The sequence below is a fragment of the Nitrospirota bacterium genome (assembly GCA_040755395.1).
GTDB lineage: Bacteria > Nitrospirota > Nitrospiria > Nitrospirales > Nitrospiraceae > DATLZU01.
In genome coordinates this window covers 1-16,384 of the sequence record JBFMAX010000021.1, presented here as the reverse complement: position 1 = coordinate 16,384, position 16,384 = coordinate 1, and the positions used below count along the sequence as shown (strand labels likewise).

Below are 16,384 nucleotides of genomic sequence, written 5' to 3'. Positions count from 1 at the left end.
TCTCGTTCATGCCTCGCCCGCCTTGGCCAGGAACTCGTCGCAGGCGACCAGCAGTCCGGAGCGAAGGCGTTCGAGGCTCCCGAGGTACGGATTGATGGCGCGGAGCTTGGCCGCCAGGTCGGGAAACCCGAGCACCTGTCTGACCCAGATGGAGAAATCGCTCTCCTCCCGATGGAGCCGGATCCGCGCTTCGAACATGTGGTAGTAAATCGCGCTGGCGTCCACCTCTGCCAACGCGTTCCGGAACTCCGACAAGGTGCGGGCCTGCAGGCCGGTGGGCACCTCGATGATGCGGGACTGGTTGAAATGAAACGGCTCACCGAAGATGACCCGAGGCACGACGGAGGTCCGCGACAGATGATCGTCGATGATCGAGATGATTTCCTCCCGGAGCTCCTCCAGGCTCGGAAAGTCGAAGGGGTCCAGGACCGCCAGCCGTTCCCCGAGGACCCGGTCGCGGACCTGCGTGACCACCCAGTGCGCGAAGTCGTTTGCATAGGCGCCGGCGATGGCGCTGTGCCGCAGGAAATAACTGTGCGTGTGGAAGTAGACCGAATCGACCGGCACTTCTTCGAGCAGTTCGGCTAATTCTTTTTCATCGTCGGCCTTCTTGCCCAGCAATTCCTGCAACTCGCTGCATCCGATGAATTTGAACGGCGCGTCCGCCGTCCTCGGATGTTGCTCCCCGTGCTCCTGCTCCGTCATGAATCTCCTTCCCGTCCCAGGTAGCGGTCCAGGTTGTACGCGGCGCTGATCAGCCCGATGTGCGTAAAGGCCTGGGGAACGTTGCCCAATTGCTCTCCGGTCGGCGACAGTTGCTCCGCGTACAGCCCCAGGTGATTGGCGTAGCTCAACATCTTTTCGAAGATCAGCCGCGCTTCCGCCAGCCGCCCGGCCCTGGTGAGCGCTTCCACCAGCCAGAAGGTGCAGACGCTGAACGTGCCTTCGCCGCCGGCCAAGCCGTCCGGCGCGGCCCGCCCGATGCGGTAGCGGCGCACGAGGCTGTCGGACACGAGGTCTTCCAGGGTCCGGTCCAGCGTGGAGAGCATGCGCGGGTCGGTCGGCGAGACGAAGAACACCAGCGGCAACAGCAGGTTGCCCGCGTCCAGCTCCCGGCTGTCGTAGTGCTGAACGAAGGCGCCGGCCTCCGGATTCCATCCATGGCGCATGACGTCGGTGTAAATCCGGTCCCGTTGGGCCGCCCAGACGGCGCGGTCCGCCGGGAACCCGCGGTTGTCGGCGATCCGGATCCCCCGGTCCAGCGCGACCCAGCACATGACCTTGGAATACACGAAGTGCCGCCGGCCGCCGCGCACCTCCCAGATGCCTTCATCCGGCTGGTCCCACTGGGCGCAGACATACTCCAGCAGTTTGGTCAGGTTGACCCACAGATCATAGCTGATAGGACGGCCGTGCTTGTTGAACAGGTACACGGCGTCCATCAGCGCGCCGTAGATATCCAATTGCAGTTGTCCCGCGGCCCCGTTGCCGATGCGGACGGGACGCGATCCCCGGTGCCCGGCCAGATGCGGCAGCTCTTCCTCGGGCAGATCGTGCCGTCCGTCGATCCCGTAGATCGGCTGGAGCGCGCCGTTCGGCTCGAGTTCGTGGCAGCGGGCGTTCAGCCATTCCATGAAGCGGCCGGCTTCCTGCGTGAACCCGAGGCGCAAGAGCGCGTAGAGGGTGAAGGCGGCGTCGCGCATCCAGGTGAAGCGGTAGTCCCAGTTCCGCACGCCGCCCGGGTCTTCCGGCAGGCTGGTCGTGGGCGCGGCCACAATGGCGCCGGTGGGGGCGTAGGTGAGCAGTTTCAGGGTCAGCGCCGAGCGCTGCACCATTTCGCGCCACCGCCCGCGGTACCGGCACTGGGCCAGCCATCCGCGCCAGAACGCCACGGTGTCCCGCAACGCCGCCTCGCCCGACTGCGGCATGTCCAGCAGGTCGGCATCGGCGCAGGCGTCCAGATGAACGAGGAAGAACGTCACGCTCTGGCCGGCGGACAGGGTGAACTCCGCGGCGCAAGCCCCTTCCGAGATGGTGAACGGAACCGGGCTGACCAGCCCGACGGCCACGTCGTCGGCGCGAAAGACCGCCCCGCGCTTGTGCGCGACCGCGACGTGCCGGTCCCGCCCGTAGTTGAAGGCCGGCGCGCATTCGAGCCGGAAGCGGACCGTGCCTCGTGCCACCGACACGATCCGGACGATCCGTCGGCGGCGGGGGCGGGCGCCCGCTTCGTCCTGCTCGATCGGCATGAAGTCCGTGACCTCTCCGACGCCCTCGGCATGCAAAAAGCGGGTGAGGAGGACGTTGGTCTCGGGCAGGTACATCTGTTTCCGGATTCCCCGGTCCACGGGCGCGATGATGAAACGCCCGCCGCGCCGCTCGTCCAGGATCGCCGCGAAGAGGCTCGGCGAGTCGAAGGTCGGCAGACAGCACCAGTCGATCGAGCCGTCGATGCCGACGAGCGCGACCGTGTGCAGATCGCCGATCACGCCGTGGTCCCCGATCGCCGCGCAGGTCGTGTCACGACCGCTCATGCCCGTGTCCTTCCATGGAGAGAACAGCCGTCATGCTTAGTGCGCGACCTGCGGGACGAGCGAGACTTGTGCATATCGCGCCCGTCCCGCTATTCTCGCCTTTCTCGCACGCGGAGCCGCGCCGCGTCGCATCACGAGATCCGTTCCAGCAGGGCGACCGGACAGGTCCCGAAGATCTCGGCCGCCGGCAACACTTGAGTCCCCTCCGCGTCGGTCGTCTCCAGGAGTTCGCCGGTGAGGAGGTTCCGATAGGGCGACCCGGGCCGCCACGACGGCACCGTGAGCCACGTCTCGCCCCAGGCGCTGCGTCCCAGGGGGAACGGCGCGGCGCCCCGGTCCAGTCCGGCCGCCAGGCGGGTGATCGCCGTCACCACCGCCTGATCCCGGTGAATCCGCGCATAGGCCACCAGGTGATCCGGCCGGTCGCCGCGGGCCTCCAACGGCACGTAGTCGCCGCGCAGGAACAGATCGGTATGCTCGCGGCGGTACCGCAGGCAGCTCATAGTCACGTACAGCTTAATCCGCCCGTCCGTATAGGTCTCGATCAACCGCGCGACCAGGCCGCGCCGATACGCTCCCGCTTCATCGCAGGCCTTCTGCAGGTCGGCAAGCAGGCCGGACCGGAGCTCGTAGTCGACCGGACGTCGGTTATCGGGATCGACGAGGCTGAAGTCCCACAGTTCCGTACCCTGGTAAAAGTCGGGGATGCCGGGAGCCGTCATCTTGAGCAGCACCTGCGACAGCGAATTGCAGACGCCGTAGCGCGCGATCCGCTCCTGGAAGGGGAGAAAATCCTCCAGAAAGAGGTTCGGCCTGCTGCGGTCCAGCAGCGCCGCGATGAAGCGGGAGACCGCGTCTTCGTAGACCTGATTCGGATTGACCCAGCTCGTATGAACCTTGGCCTCCCTCAGCGCCTTGTGCATGTAGCCCTGGATGCGGTCGCAGAAGATCCGATACTCGCGGTCGTCCGGTCGCGCCGGGGGCCAGGCGCCCAGCAGCGTCTGGTACAGCAGGTATTCTTCGTTCCGGTCCGGCGCCGGCTGGCCGTCCACCTCGGTCTTCAGCTTCCGGTTCAACCGGCTCCAGCGGGTGACGCGCGCCCGCCACTCCTGCGGCAGTTCCGACAGCACGTTGATCCGGGCCCGCACGTCCTCGCTGCGTTTCGTGTCGTGTGTCGAGGTGGCCGACAGCGAGCAAGGCCAGCGGGCCTGGCGTTCGCGCATGCGCTTATGAAACAGGGCCGGCGGGACGCCGAACTGTTGGGGGTCTCCCCCCACCTCGTTCAGCGACACCAGCCGGTTGTAGAGATAGAACGCCGTGTCCTCGATTCCCTTGGCCGTTACCGGACTGGTGGTCTGCTGGAATTTCATCACGAACCGCAGTTGCTCCCGCCGGTTCTGCAAGGTGCGCTCATCCCATTCTTTCAGCAGCAGGGTCTGGACGAAGTCGAACACCAGCCCGCTGAGGGCGGGGTTGCGTCGTTTGGCCCGGGCGACCGCCTGCCGGATGTAGGCCCGGTCCCGCTCCAGGACCGGCTCCGGGCCGTCGGTGACGTAGGTCCGGTAGACCGGAAAGCAGGCGATGATTTCCCGGATCGCATGCGTAAGGCTGTTCAGGGTGAAATCGCGCGAGCGGCGGTCCCGCTCCGACAGCCGATTCAACTGGTGCCCGAGGACGTTGATCTCGCTCGCCATCGAGGCGCGCATGATCAGTTTCTTCGTCTCGTAGGTCAGGTCGGCGTAGGACGGGCGGGCGTGGGTGAACCGCGCATAGGTCTCGTCCATCGCCCGTTCGTGGGCCCCATGCACGAACAGGCCGTTGACCAGGTTCAGGAAATCGTACCCGGTCGTGCCGTACACCGGCCAGGTCTCGGGCAAGGGCTCGTCCTTGTCGAGGATCTTTTCCACCACGATGAAGAGCGGCCGGACCTCGGCGGCCTCCTGTTCCGAGGCGTGCAGCAATTCGCGTGCCGCCCAGGCCTGCACCTGCCGGAGGTAGCGGCCGGGGTCATAGAGCCCATCCACGTGATCGATCCGCAGGCCCGTCACGATCCGTTCTTTCAAGAGCGTGAAGATCAGCCTGTGGGTCTCCTGGAGCACCGCTTCGTCTTCCATCCGGATCGCCGCCAGCTCGTTGATGTCGAAAAAGCGCCGGTAGTTGATTTCCTCGGAGGCGACGCGCCAGAACGCCAGCCGGTACGGCTGGTCGTTCAGCAGGTCGTCGAGCAGGTCGAAGCTGCGCGGATCGCCCTTGGTCCCGTTGAAGCGTTGCACGTTCTCTTCGATGAACGCCGCGACGGTGGAGCTGTCCCGCGCCAGCGCGGCCAGGCGCATCCGCGCGATCTCCTTCTCGCGATAGCGCTCGCGCACCTTCGGCGGATCGATCTCCGAGCGGGAGGGCAGGTGGCGCAGCGCCGTGATGATGCTCTCGAGTTCCTGCACGTGCGGGGCGTCTTCGCCGGTCTGCGCGATCAACTGATCCAGCCGGTGGGAAAGGATCTTCACCCAGGATTTCGGCGACACCGGCAACGTGTGATTGTAATAGCGGACGACGAAGCTCCCGTCCGTGAAGGCCAACGTGATCTCCCTGTTTTCCAGCACCGCGCCGTACAGATCGCCGAGAATCGGCAGCAGAACCTTGCCGTCCAGTTCGCGCTTGAGCGGGTGCCAGTCGATGTCGAAGACGCTGGCAAAGCGGGAACTCGGCCCGTTTTCCAGCACGTCCAGCCACCAGCGGTTGGCCGACTGTCCGATGCCCATGTGATTCGGGACCAGGTCGAGCAGGTGTCCCATGTCGTGGAGGTGGAGCGACCGGACGAATTCCCGGTAGTCTTCTTCCGTGCCGAGCTCGGGGTTGAGGGTCGTCGGATCCACGACGTCGTAGCCGTGGGTGCTGCCCGGCACCGCCTTCAGGTACGAGGAGGCATAGCAGTCCGTGATCCCGAGGGCATGGAGATAGGGGACGATGCGCGTCGCCGCTTTGAAGGGGAAGGCCTGGTTGAACTGGACGCGATAGGTCGCGGTCGGAAAGCGGGGCCCGCCGGCTGAAGACTGCTCCATGGTCACAGTGTCCTGCGGGAAGGCCGCGAGAGCTGTCCTCGCGGCAACACAACCAAGCCGGACTTCGTCACCGCCTGATGGCGCGTCCGGTCCTCCGCCGGATCGTACCCGATTTCGGCTCCGGTCGGGACAACATTGAACCGGTCCGCGATGACGCGGCGGAGACGGGCTTTCGAGCCGATGACCGATCCGTCCATGATGATCGATTCCTCGATGCGCGCGCCATGCTGGATCATGACGTGCCGACCGATCACCGACCGCGTGATGTCCGCATCGACGATCAGACTCCCCTGGCCGATCATGGACTCGTCGATCCGCGACCGGATCAGACTGGCCGACGGCGCCTCGTACTTGTCGGTCAGGATCGGCCACTCGGTGTTGCGAAGATCGAAGATCGGCGCTTCTCCCAGCAAGTCCATGTGGGCCTGCCAGTAGGCGTCCAGGGTTCCCACGTCCCGCCAGTATCCCCGCTCCTCGTAGGGTTTCAGGCCGGGCACGTCGTTCGACAGGAAATCGTAGGCCATCACGCGATGGGTGCGGAGCAGGTGCGGGATGATGTCCCGCCCGAAATCGTGGGAACCCGGCCGCGCGGCGTCCTGTTCCAGGATCTCCAGCAGCACGTCGGTGTTGAACAGATAATTGCCCATCGACGAGTAGGCCTGCTCGGGATCGGTCGGCATGGGTTTGGGCTGCTTGGGCTTTTCTTCGAAGCCGAGAATCCTGTCTTCCTGGTCCTTTTGTCCGACTTCCACGATGCCGAAGCCTTTCGCCGCATGGAGAGGAACGGGCAGGGCCGCCACCGTCACGTCGGCGTGGCGGGACAGGTGGAAACGGACCATCTGGTTGATGTCCATCCGATAGATGTGGTCGGCCCCGAACACGGCCACCAGATCGGGATCGAAGTCCCGAATCAGGTTCAGGTTCTGATACACCGCGTCGGCGGTGCCTTCGTACCAGCCGCCCCGGGCTTTCATCTGCGGCGGTACGACCGTGATGAAGTTCTGCTTGACCAGCCCACCGGTCCGCCACGCCCGGCGCAGATGTTCGATCAATGACTGCGACCGATACTGGACCAACACATACATCGCCAGCATGCCGGAGTTCAGGAAGTTGCTGAGGACGAAGTCGATGATGCGATACTTGCCGGCGAAGGGGACCGCGGGCTTGCTGCGGACCGCCGTCAGCGGCATGAGGCGCTCGCCCTTGCCGCCGGCCATGATCATGGCCAGGACTCTGGGTTGACGTCGTCGCTCCACCATCGTTCCCTCATTTGTTCTCCGCCGGAACCGCGGATCGTCCGGCCCGGCGACAAGACCTATGATACCCCCGCTGCATGCCTTACGCTACCGCTTCCGGCGGACCAGCGCAGTGAGAATGTCAGACGCGAGGGCGTGATGGGTGACGCGCGTAAGTGCGACGAGCGGGACTCGCGCGACCGGCGCGACTCTGCCTGCGAGAAAGGCGAGAATACCGCGACTCGCGCGAAATGTCAGAACGCTGACTGCCCATCGCGCGTTTCGCGCATGTCTCGCTTGTCGCGCAAGACGCGATTGACCATTGACGGCCGCTTTCAAAGCGGCAACAGTGCGCGAAGCAGCGAGAAGGGGCTCTGATGCTGCACGTAAGCGGCGATCAGCGCGATCGCCCCCGCCGCCCAACCCCAATCCTCGGGAGTCCATTCGACGACCGGGTGGCGTTTCCTATGGAGGAACCGCGGCGCGACCAAGGCCAGCGGAAAACCGAAAAACAAAACGGGGTGGATGCGGATGAAGCTGGACAGCATCCACGGGATGGCCAGCCCGATGAAGAACGTCCGGCCCAACCGGCGGATAGGGTCGCTCGTGCGCACGGGTTCGACAGGCATCCTCATCCTCCGCAGAAACGAAGATAGACAATAGCCGATAGCGGACAGCTTAGAGCTGGTATGAAAATGCGGGTCCTGTCACCGACCAGCCGGGTACCCGTTGCTCCGCTCCGGTTGCAACGGGTGCAAGCTCACACCCCGACACACCCGCCAGGCGGGTACCCGAGGGACCCCGCTGCGCGCGGACAGGCGCCCAGGTCGGTGCCACCCGCATTTTCATGCTCCAGGGTGACCACTTGGTGGCCATGAATCACTGCTTTGAAAAATCGGCGCGAGGCTAGCGGCCCGCGGCTAGAGGCCGGGGTCTCTTCCCCCCCCTTGTCCCGAGCCCCTTGCCTCTCGCCCGCTCATGGTTCTCATCCTGCAAGGGCGCGCCGAGGCTCGTGAACGGCTTATGGTGAAAACGGATCGCGCGGCTTTTGACATCGTTTGGAGCGCCTTGCTAGGGTGGGGTCCCCTTATGCTTGCAACCCGATCTTCGCGACTGCTGTCGTCACGGGTGCTGTTCACGCCCGCGGACGTGGCGCCCGGCCGGACGCTGCTCTTGCGACTCGGCATGGTCCTCGCGCTGCTGGCCGCGGTGATCCTCATTCTCTGGCTGGATCGGGCCGGGCTCCGGGACCAGCTCGACGGCGAAATCTCCTTCAGCGACATCGTCTATTTCAGCATGATCACCGTGACGACCGTGGGATACGGCGACATCGTGCCGGTCACGCCGCGGGCCCGCCTGATCGACGCCCTCATCGTCACCCCGATCCGCGTGGTCGTGTGGTTCCTGTTTCTGGGCACGGCGTATCAACTGGTCATTCGTCAATACATGGAGGCATATCGCATGGCCAAACTGCAAGCCGGGCTGCACGAGCATGTGATCGTGTGCGGCTTCGGCTACACCGGGTTGTCCACCGTGAAGGAACTCCTGGCGAAAGGCGTCCGGCCCGAACGTATCCTGGTGATCGATCCCGAGGAGCAGCGGGTGCGTGCGGCCGTCGAGATGGGGGTCGTCGCCTTCCAGGGCGACGCGACCCAGGAGTCCATCCTCAGGGATGCGGTGCTCGAAAAAGCCAAGGCGCTCATCATCGCCGCGGGCCGGGACGACACCAATGCCTTGATTCTGCTCACCGCCCGCCATCTCCATCCGTCGTTGCGCATCATCGTCAGCGCCCAGGAGGAGGAGAACGTCAAACTGTTCCGGCAAGGCGGCGCGAACACCATCATCTCTCCGGCCACCTTCGGCGGGTACATCCTGGCCGCCGCCGTGGATCATCGGCACCTCGTGCACTATCTCGAAGATCTGCTGACGGCAGGAGGGCGCATCAATCTGGTCGAGCGGGCCGTCCGGCCGGAGGAGATCGGAAAGCGCGCCGTGGATCTCAAGCCCGATGTCCTGCTCCGCGTCTACCGAGGCGACGAGGTGCTCACCTTGTGGGATCTGCAGGAACGGGAAACGCTCCGATCGGGCGACATCCTGGTCGTGCTGCAGCCGGCTCGACCCGCTCAAGAACCGGGCTAGCCCTTGCACCCGACGCGGACGGCCGGACCGATCGGCTCGTGCCTCGACGACACCCGTCGCGCCGGTCTGCCCGATGGCGCTATCGCGCGTCCGATTTCAGGTAGATCGCCGCCGTATACGCGGGAAGACGAACCGCCGCATCGCCATGTTCAGGCGCCGGCTCCTTCGGCCACCGGTCTTCTCCGCTCCCGCCGAAGTCCACGGCTTCAGAGCACAGCGCCAATCGCCACGTTCCCTGCGGCGGGCGCAGGCTGAAGGACGCCGGCCCTTTGTTGAATCCCAAAAGGATCAGCGCGGCCGAGCCGTCGGCGGCCCATCGGTGCAGGGTCAGGATCTGTTGCGCGTCGTCGGTCCAGACGCGGTGCCCGGCCTCGCCGGATTCCGAGGCGGCGAGGGCCGGAACGGATCGGCGCAAGTCGAGCAGTCGGCGGTACCACCGGAGCAGGGCCGCCTGCTGCGGATCGGTCTGCTCGCCGGGATGCACCCGCGAGCGGTCGAAGGTCGCGGGATCCTGCGGATCGGGAATGTCGCCCGCCCATCCGAAGGCGGCGAATTCCGCCTTCCGTCCACGACGGACGGCTTCGACCAGGGCCGGGTCTCCATGATCGGTGAAATAGAGGAAAGGCGCGCGCTCGCCGTATTCCTCGCCCATGAACAGGAGCGGGATGTTCGGAGCCAGCAGGACGGCCGCGGCCGCCACCTTCAGCGCGTCGAACGGAATGAGCGTGCTCAAGCGGTCGCCACGGGCCCGATTGCCGACCTGGTCGTGGTTTTGGGCGAACACGACGAACCGTGAGGGGGGCCGGCCCCGGGAAACGCTCCCATGCCGCCGCCGTCGATAAGCCGACCGCTGCCCGGTGTACACGAAACCGTCCTGCATCGCCGCCGCCAACTGGTCGAGACGCCCGAAATCCTGGTAGTAGCCGTCCCGTTCGCCGGTCAACAGCGCATGGAGCGCGTGATGGAAGTCGTCGTTCCATTGCGCGTCCAGGCCGTGCCCGCCCTCTACCGGCGGGGCGATGACGCGGACGTCGTTCAGGTCGCTCTCGGCGATGACCAGAGCGGATCGTCCCAGCCGGTCGGCTTGCGCGTGAACCGCCTCGGTCAGTTCGCGCAGGATGTGGCGCGCGCCGAAATCATAGATGCCGTGAATGGCGTCCAGGCGCAGGCCGTCGATGTGATACTCCGTGATCCAATACAGCGCGTTGCCGATGATGTAATGCCTGACCTCGTCGCTGTTCGGACCGTCATAGTTGATCGCCGCTCCCCACGGGGTCCGATACCGGTCGGTGAAGTAGGGCCCGAAGTCCCCCAGATAATTCCCTTCCGGCCCCAGGTGGTTATAGACGACGTCCAGAATCACCCCCAGCCCCTTGGCATGGCAGGCGTCCACCAGCAGACGGAGCCCCCGCGGCCCGCCGTAACTCGCCTGCGGCGCGAAGGGATAGACCCCGTCGTACCCCCAGTTTCTGGTTCCGGGAAACTGGGCGACCGGCATCAACTCGATCGCCGTGACTCCCACGTCGCGCCGAAGATAGTCCAGCAGCGGAACGACGGCCTGAAAGGTGCCTTCGCGGGTAAAGGTGCCGACGTGGAGTTCATAGATCACGAGCCCATCGCGTGTGAGGCCGCGCCAGCCCTGATCCGTCCACCGGAATGCTCCGGGATCCACGACCGCCGAAGGACCGTGTACGCCGTCCGGCTGAAAGCGCGAGGCCGGGTCGGGACGTTCTTTTTCGTCGTTCAGCACGTACAGGTACCGATCGCCTTCGACCACGCCCGGCATGTCCGCTTCAAAATAGCCGAGTTCTCGCGGCTGCAAGAGGATGGGGCGACCGTCGCGTCCGATCAGTCGGACCGAGACCGTCTTCGCCCGGGGGGCCCACACGCGAAAGCGGACACGATCGGGACCGAGAAGGCGCGCACCCAGATCAAGCTGCCACGGTCCGCTCCAGTCCATTGCCACGCCCCTCTACCCCGTTATCCCTTTACCCCTTACCCCTGACAATTGCGTGTTGCGTTTGTACGGTGGTGCCCATGCTACGGGGTTCGACGGCCTTGCACAACCGGAAAGAACGGGCGGATTGCACAGAAAGGCCGCTGCGGCTATAACACAACCGACATGCGAGGCTGGCGTGACGGGCGAGACGCGCGCGACTCGCCGCTCGCGCCTGTCATGCGTTCTCGGATGTGTAGGAACCCATACACATGACGCGTCACGCGTGACGCATGATAGGCCTATTCGGCCGTTGACCATTGACAATTGACCATTTGACCATTCTTCATAGGAGTGCCCCGAGATGAAAATCTGGCCAGGACGCCCGTATCCCTTGGGCGCGACGTGGGATGGAGAGGGGGTCAATTTCGCGCTGTTCTCGGAGAACGCCGACGCCGTCGAGCTGTGCCTGTTCGACGGACCGTATGACGCGCGGGAAAGTCACCGGATCCGCGTCGAGGAACGCACCGACCAGGTCTGGCATGTGTACCTGCCGGAAGTGCGGCCGGGGCAGCATTACGGCTATCGCGTGCACGGACCCTATGCGCCCGAAGAAGGGCACCGCTTCAATCCCGCCAAGCTGTTGATCGACCCGTATGCCAAATCGATCGCAGGTACGGTCGAATGGTCGGACGCCATGTTCGGCTATCGGGTCGGCGACCCGGACGCGGACCTGTCCCGAGACGATCGGGACAACGCCGGCAACGTTCCCAAGTGCGTGGTGATCGATGAGGCGTTCACCTGGGGCGGCGACCGCCTGCTCCGCACGCCCTGGGAGCGGACCATCATCTACGAAGTGCACGTCAAGGGACTGACGGTGCGCCATCCGGAGGTGCCGGAGGCGCTACGGGGCACATACGCCGGCCTGGCCACCCCTCCGATCATCGACTATCTGAAAGGATTGGGCGTGACGGCGGTCGAGCTGCTGCCTGTCCATCACTTCGTGCGGGACAAGCACTTGTGCGATCGCGGGCTGACGAATTACTGGGGCTACAACACGATCGGGTTCTTTGCGCCGGATATCCGGTACGCCTCCTCGCCGGTGCGCGGGCGCCACGTCAAGGAGTTCAAGACGATGGTCAAAACGCTCCACAGCGCCGGAATCGAGGTGATCCTGGACGTCGTGTACAACCACACGGCGGAAGGCAACCATCTCGGGCCGACGCTGTCGTTCCGCGGCATCGACAACGCGACCTACTACCGTCTGGTTCCCGATCAGCCTCGGTATTACATGGACTATACGGGCTGCGGCAACAGTTTGAACGTGAGGCACCCCCGGACGCTCCAGCTCATTATGGACAGCCTGCGCTATTGGGTGCTGGAAATGCACGTGGACGGCTTTCGTTTCGACCTGGCCTCCACGCTGGCGCGCGAGCTTCACGATGTGGACCGGCTGAGCGCCTTCTTCGACATCATTCATCAGGACCCGGTCCTGTCCCAGGTCAAGCTGATCGCGGAGCCGTGGGATCTGGGCGAAGGCGGCTATCAGGTCGGCAACTTCCCGGTGGGCTGGGCCGAGTGGAACGGCAAGTACCGGGACACCATCCGGCGGTTCGTCCGAGGGGACGGGGGCCAGGTGGCGGAACTGGCCTACCGCCTGTCCGGCAGCAGCGATTTGTACGAAGGCGGAGGAAGACGGCCCCACGCCAGCATCAATTTCGTCACCGCCCACGACGGCTTCACCCTGCACGATCTGGTGTCCTACAACCACAAGCACAACGAAGCCAACGGCGAGGACAACCGCGACGGGACCGGCGACAATCTGAGCTGGAATTGCGGGGTCGAAGGCCCCACCAACGATCCGGCGATCAACGCGTTGCGCGAACGACAGAAGCGGAATTTCTTGGCTATTCTTCTCCTGTCGCAGGGGGTCCCGATGATCTGCGGCGGCGACGAGATCGGGCGAACCCAACGCGGCAACAACAACGCCTATTGCCAGGACAACGAGCTGAGCTGGTTCGATTGGAAGCTCGACCGCGCGGCACGCGAGCTGTTGGCGTTCACGCAGAGTCTGATCGCGTTTCGTAAGCGGCATCCGGTGCTCCGGCGGCGGCGCTTCTTTCAAGGCCGCCGCATCCGGGGCTCCGAAGTGAAGGACCTCGCCTGGTTTCGTCCCGACGGCAAGGAGATGACCGACGAGGATTGGGGCTCCGGCTATGCGCGGTCCCTGGGGTTGCGCCTGGCCGGGGACGCCATCGAAGAGGCGGACGAGCGGGGCCAACCGATTCAGGACGAGACATTGCTCATCCTGTTGAACATGCACCATGAACCGCTGACCTTCACCTTGCCGGCGCATAAGCGCGGCGTGCGGTGGGTGACGGTTCTGGACACCATGCTCTCGGGCGACCGGAAACAGTTGAAGATGTTCAAGGGCGGGGAGCCGTACGAGCTGGAAGCCCGGTCGGTCGTGGTGCTTCGCCTGCGGCAGAAGAACTGATCCCGGTCATCCCGGCTCCGGCCCGATCCCAAAGTCGATGCGTGCGCCGGTCTCCGCGTCGAAGATATGTGGCATCGCTTGGTCGAGCCGGACCGTGACCTGGTCGCCCGGTTGAAGCTGAGCGGTCGCATCCGCGAGACCGACGAGGATCGTTCCCGGATCGTGACCGCGGAGTTCCACGCTCACCCACAGTTGGCTCCCCGACAGTTCGGCCAGCCGCACCGTGCCGACGAGTCCGCCGCTCCCGCCCGCGGTGTCGGCCGGACGCACCCGCGCATGTTCCGGTCGGATGCCGAGCGTGACCGGCGTCGTTGCGGGTCGCGGCCCGGCCGGGTGCGGCAGGCGAAGGCGGATCGATCCCGCCCGGACTTCCCCGTCCTCGATGTGCGCGTTCAGTAGATTCATGGGCGGGGAGCCGATGAATCCCGCGACGAACCGGTTCGCCGGTTTGTCGTAGAGGTCGCGCGGCGTGCCGATCTGCTGGAGGCGACCCCGATCCAGGACCGCCAGACGGTCGGCGAGCGTCATGGCCTCGGTCTGGTCGTGGGTGACGTAGATCATGGTGGACTTGACGTCGTCGTGCAGTTTCCGCAGTTCGGCCCGCATGCCGGCCCGCAGTTGGGCATCCAGATTGGAGAGCGGTTCATCCAACAGAAACACCCGCGGCCTCCGGATCAGCGCGCGTCCCAGCGCCACCCGTTGCCGCTGGCCCCCGGAGAGCTCGCGCGGGCGACGCTCCAGAACGGTCGCGATCCCCAGGAGATCGGCGACGCGCCGGACCTCGGCGGCGATCTCCTCGCGGGAACGGCCGGTCCGGTGTTTCGCCACGCGGAGCGGAAAGGCCAGGTTCTCCGCCACGGTCATGTGCGGATAGAGGGCGTAGCTCTGAAAGACCAACGCGATGTCCCGCGCCCGCGGCGGCATCTCCGTCACATCTCGGCCGTCGAAGAGGATGCGGCCTTCCGTCGGGGTGTCGAGTCCGGCGATCAGGTGCAGCAGCGTGGATTTACCGCAGCCGGAGGGCCCGACGATGGTGAACAGTTCTCCGTCGCGCACGGTCAGCGTCAATCCGGCGATGACGTCGGTCCGGCCATAACGCTTGCCGACATCTTCGAGTCGGACTTCAGCCATAACTGCTCTGAAAATAGGCGCGAGGCTAGCCCGCATTATTCATGAACGCTTCTGCTGCAAACACGTATACGCTGTTCCGACAAGCGTGCTCGCCACTCAGTCGGTCAACATACTGTTGCAAGTATGCTTCCCTCCTTCGTGGCTGCGCTTGCCTGTCTCACAACGCGTCTCCGCGTTTTCGCGACGAACCGTCATGAATAATGCGGGTTAGAGGCCCGCGGCTAGAGGTCTGAGTCTCTTCCCCCTTGCCCCGAGCCCCTTGCCTCTTGCCCGTTCGTGATGTTCATCATGCGTGGGTGAGCCATCGCTCATGGGGACTGTGAACATTATGAATTGCGAATGATGAATGAGGAATGATCAGTTGAGTTGGTCGAAGGTGTCGATCTGTTTCAGGGTGTAGCTCAGCGCATCCCAGAGTTTCCCCTCCGGCGACGTGCGGTCGCTGGTGCGGACGTTGCGCAACGACCGTTGCAGCGCCAGGAGCGGCTCATAGGCCCGCCGGTCGGGCAGTTGCCCCAGCGCCCAGACCACCTCGGTCTTCAATGCCAGGTCGTCCGTCGTGAGCGCGTCGAGCAGCGGGGGAATGATCGCCACGTTCCCGTGCAGAGCGCCGACTTTCCCCAACGCCTTCGCAGCGGCAAGCTTCAGCGGGGGGCTGCCGGTTTGCAACGCCTCGATGAGCGCGGCCAGACTGTCCTGTTGGCCGATGTTGCCCAGGGCGATGGCCGCCGCCGCTGCGATCTCCGGGTTCGGATCGTGGAGCAGAGTCCGAAGGTCGGGGCCAGCCGCAGTGGCGAACAGCTCGCCGAGCGCCCGGATGACCTTCACCTTCCGCGCGGAGGGCTCGTCGGCCTTGCGTAGCAGCGCCAGCAACCGCTCCTCCTGTTCCCATTCCTGGGTCAGGATCACCGGGAAGTCATACGCTTCCAGCCGTGCCCGCAACTGCTCCAGGGCGAACGCACCGGGGTCCTCCGCCTTTGCCTCTGCCGCTGCGGCGATCGCGTCGGCGAAGTCGGTTCTCACCTCCCGACGCCACCCCGAAGGGCGGTCCTGGACCAAATAGGTGATCTGGCAGGCGGGCCCTTTCCAGGTTCGGTGCGGCATGTCGGGCAGGTCGGCATCGCCGCCGAGGGAGGTGGTGCCTTCCCACACTTTACGCTGCTCGCATTTGACCTTCAGGGTGGCGTCGTGCGGCTGGGCCGGATCGGTCAGCACGGTATAGCCGACCTCTGCGAGCCGGCGGACGACGACGTCGCGGAGGGGAGCGGGATCCGCCTGGCCACGGTCGGTCAAGGCCAGGACCTCGACGAGCACCCGTTGGATCTGCCGCAACTGCTGCTTCTGCTCCGGCGTGCGGATCTCCCGCCGGGCCAGACTCTCCGGACTGGCGAACACAATGGCGACGAGCAGCAAGATGAACGAGCCTCCTACCATCCTCATCGTCTGCCTCCTTGATCCCGCATTGAGCCGACGTGATGTACCTTACTGGAGGCGGTTTCGCAGTGCAACTCCGAGGAGAGGAAACCGGGTCAATCCGGGGGGAGTCGGCCAGGCAGGAGTCCGGCTCACCGGTCGCCGGGAGGCGCTTCCTGATAGTGCGGGTTGCCTCGGGCCGGAGCCGACGGCTCTGTGAGCCGGTGGTCCGGCCGAGGCATCACATCCGCCGGCGGGGTCCCGTCTTGTGTCGGGGATGATGCGCCACGCTGTGCGAAGCGTACCGGGACGGGGGCCCGTTGCCCGAACCACACGAGGGCGACCAGCACCAGGCTCCCTCCGACCAAGAGGAGGCTGCTCCGCCGGGTCGTGCGCGCCCCGTCCTCGTACATCGCACCGGCCACCTGGGCCACGACTTC

General features: G+C 65.2%; 11 protein-coding genes. 2 read left to right on the top strand and 9 right to left on the bottom strand.

Annotation, left to right across the window (positions count from 1 at the left end):
- Positions 1 to 6: 6 nt before the first annotated feature.
- The 5 genes from AB1555_18800 to AB1555_18780 all read right to left on the bottom strand — a co-directional run bounded on the left by AB1555_18800 (position 7) and on the right by AB1555_18780 (position 7,457).
- Positions 7 to 705 carry a DUF5752 family protein gene (locus AB1555_18800; GenBank protein ID MEW6248740.1) on the bottom strand — a complete coding sequence of 233 codons (699 nt, stop codon included), beginning with the start codon at positions 703 to 705 and terminating at the stop codon, positions 7 to 9.
- The gene (locus AB1555_18795; GenBank protein ID MEW6248739.1) at positions 702 to 2,534 is read right to left on the bottom strand and encodes a glycoside hydrolase family 15 protein; all 1,833 of its coding nucleotides are present in this window, start codon (positions 2,532 to 2,534) and stop codon (positions 702 to 704) included. The genes AB1555_18800 and AB1555_18795 overlap by 4 nt, the downstream gene beginning before the upstream one ends.
- Positions 2,535 to 2,665: 131 nt before the next feature.
- Positions 2,666 to 5,593 (bottom strand): malto-oligosyltrehalose synthase, encoded by a 2,928-nt coding sequence (gene treY, locus AB1555_18790; protein MEW6248738.1) that lies wholly within the window; start codon positions 5,591 to 5,593, stop codon positions 2,666 to 2,668.
- Positions 5,594 to 5,595: 2 nt separating this feature from the next.
- A complete protein-coding gene (gene glgC / locus AB1555_18785) occupies positions 5,596 to 6,852 on the bottom strand; it encodes a glucose-1-phosphate adenylyltransferase (GenBank protein ID MEW6248737.1) in 1,257 nt (418 codons plus the stop codon).
- Positions 6,853 to 7,163: 311 nt separating this feature from the next.
- Positions 7,164 to 7,457 carry a hypothetical protein gene (locus tag AB1555_18780; GenBank protein MEW6248736.1) on the bottom strand — a complete coding sequence of 98 codons (294 nt, stop codon included), beginning with the start codon at positions 7,455 to 7,457 and terminating at the stop codon, positions 7,164 to 7,166.
- Between the two features lie 460 nt (positions 7,458 to 7,917).
- Between AB1555_18780 and AB1555_18775 the strand changes: the two genes are divergently transcribed.
- Positions 7,918 to 8,967, top strand: a complete 1,050-nt coding sequence (locus AB1555_18775) for a potassium channel family protein (GenBank protein MEW6248735.1) — start codon at positions 7,918 to 7,920, stop codon at positions 8,965 to 8,967.
- Between the two features lie 79 nt (positions 8,968 to 9,046).
- Here AB1555_18775 and treZ read toward each other — a convergent pair whose 3' ends face one another.
- The gene (gene treZ / locus AB1555_18770; GenBank protein ID MEW6248734.1) at positions 9,047 to 10,927 is read right to left on the bottom strand and encodes a malto-oligosyltrehalose trehalohydrolase; all 1,881 of its coding nucleotides are present in this window, start codon (positions 10,925 to 10,927) and stop codon (positions 9,047 to 9,049) included.
- Between the two features lie 340 nt (positions 10,928 to 11,267).
- Between treZ and glgX the strand changes: the two genes are divergently transcribed.
- Positions 11,268 to 13,400, top strand: a complete 2,133-nt coding sequence (gene glgX / locus AB1555_18765) for a glycogen debranching protein GlgX (protein ID MEW6248733.1) — start codon at positions 11,268 to 11,270, stop codon at positions 13,398 to 13,400.
- A 6-nt stretch (positions 13,401 to 13,406) separates the two neighbouring features.
- Here the strand turns inward: glgX and AB1555_18760 are convergent, their stop codons facing one another.
- The 3 genes from AB1555_18760 to AB1555_18750 form a co-directional block, all read right to left on the bottom strand.
- A complete protein-coding gene (locus AB1555_18760; GenBank protein ID MEW6248732.1) occupies positions 13,407 to 14,531 on the bottom strand; it encodes an ABC transporter ATP-binding protein in 1,125 nt (374 codons plus the stop codon).
- 357 nt (positions 14,532 to 14,888) lie between these two features.
- The gene (locus tag AB1555_18755) at positions 14,889 to 15,971 is read right to left on the bottom strand and encodes a HEAT repeat domain-containing protein (GenBank protein ID MEW6248731.1); all 1,083 of its coding nucleotides are present in this window, start codon (positions 15,969 to 15,971) and stop codon (positions 14,889 to 14,891) included.
- Positions 15,972 to 16,096: 125 nt separating this feature from the next.
- On the bottom strand, positions 16,097 to 16,384 hold a 288-nt coding region (locus AB1555_18750), incomplete at its 5' end, for a hypothetical protein (protein ID MEW6248730.1).

Bases quoted from the DNA above. Each gene is read 5' to 3' on its own strand.
- AB1555_18800 (MEW6248740.1), bottom strand. From the start codon at position 705: ATGACGGAGCAGGAGCACGGGGAGCAACATCCGAGGACGGCGGACGCG.
- AB1555_18795 (MEW6248739.1), bottom strand. From the start codon at position 2,534: ATGAGCGGTCGTGACACGACCTGCGCGGCGATCGGGGACCACGGCGTG.
- treY (MEW6248738.1), bottom strand. From the start codon at position 5,593: ATGGAGCAGTCTTCAGCCGGCGGGCCCCGCTTTCCGACCGCGACCTAT.
- glgC (MEW6248737.1), bottom strand. From the start codon at position 6,852: ATGGTGGAGCGACGACGTCAACCCAGAGTCCTGGCCATGATCATGGCC.
- AB1555_18780 (MEW6248736.1), bottom strand. From the start codon at position 7,457: ATGCCTGTCGAACCCGTGCGCACGAGCGACCCTATCCGCCGGTTGGGC.
- AB1555_18775 (MEW6248735.1), top strand. From the start codon at position 7,918: ATGCTTGCAACCCGATCTTCGCGACTGCTGTCGTCACGGGTGCTGTTC.
- treZ (MEW6248734.1), bottom strand. From the start codon at position 10,927: ATGGACTGGAGCGGACCGTGGCAGCTTGATCTGGGTGCGCGCCTTCTC.
- glgX (MEW6248733.1), top strand. From the start codon at position 11,268: ATGAAAATCTGGCCAGGACGCCCGTATCCCTTGGGCGCGACGTGGGAT.
- AB1555_18760 (MEW6248732.1), bottom strand. From the start codon at position 14,531: ATGGCTGAAGTCCGACTCGAAGATGTCGGCAAGCGTTATGGCCGGACC.
- AB1555_18755 (MEW6248731.1), bottom strand. From the start codon at position 15,971: ATGAGGATGGTAGGAGGCTCGTTCATCTTGCTGCTCGTCGCCATTGTG.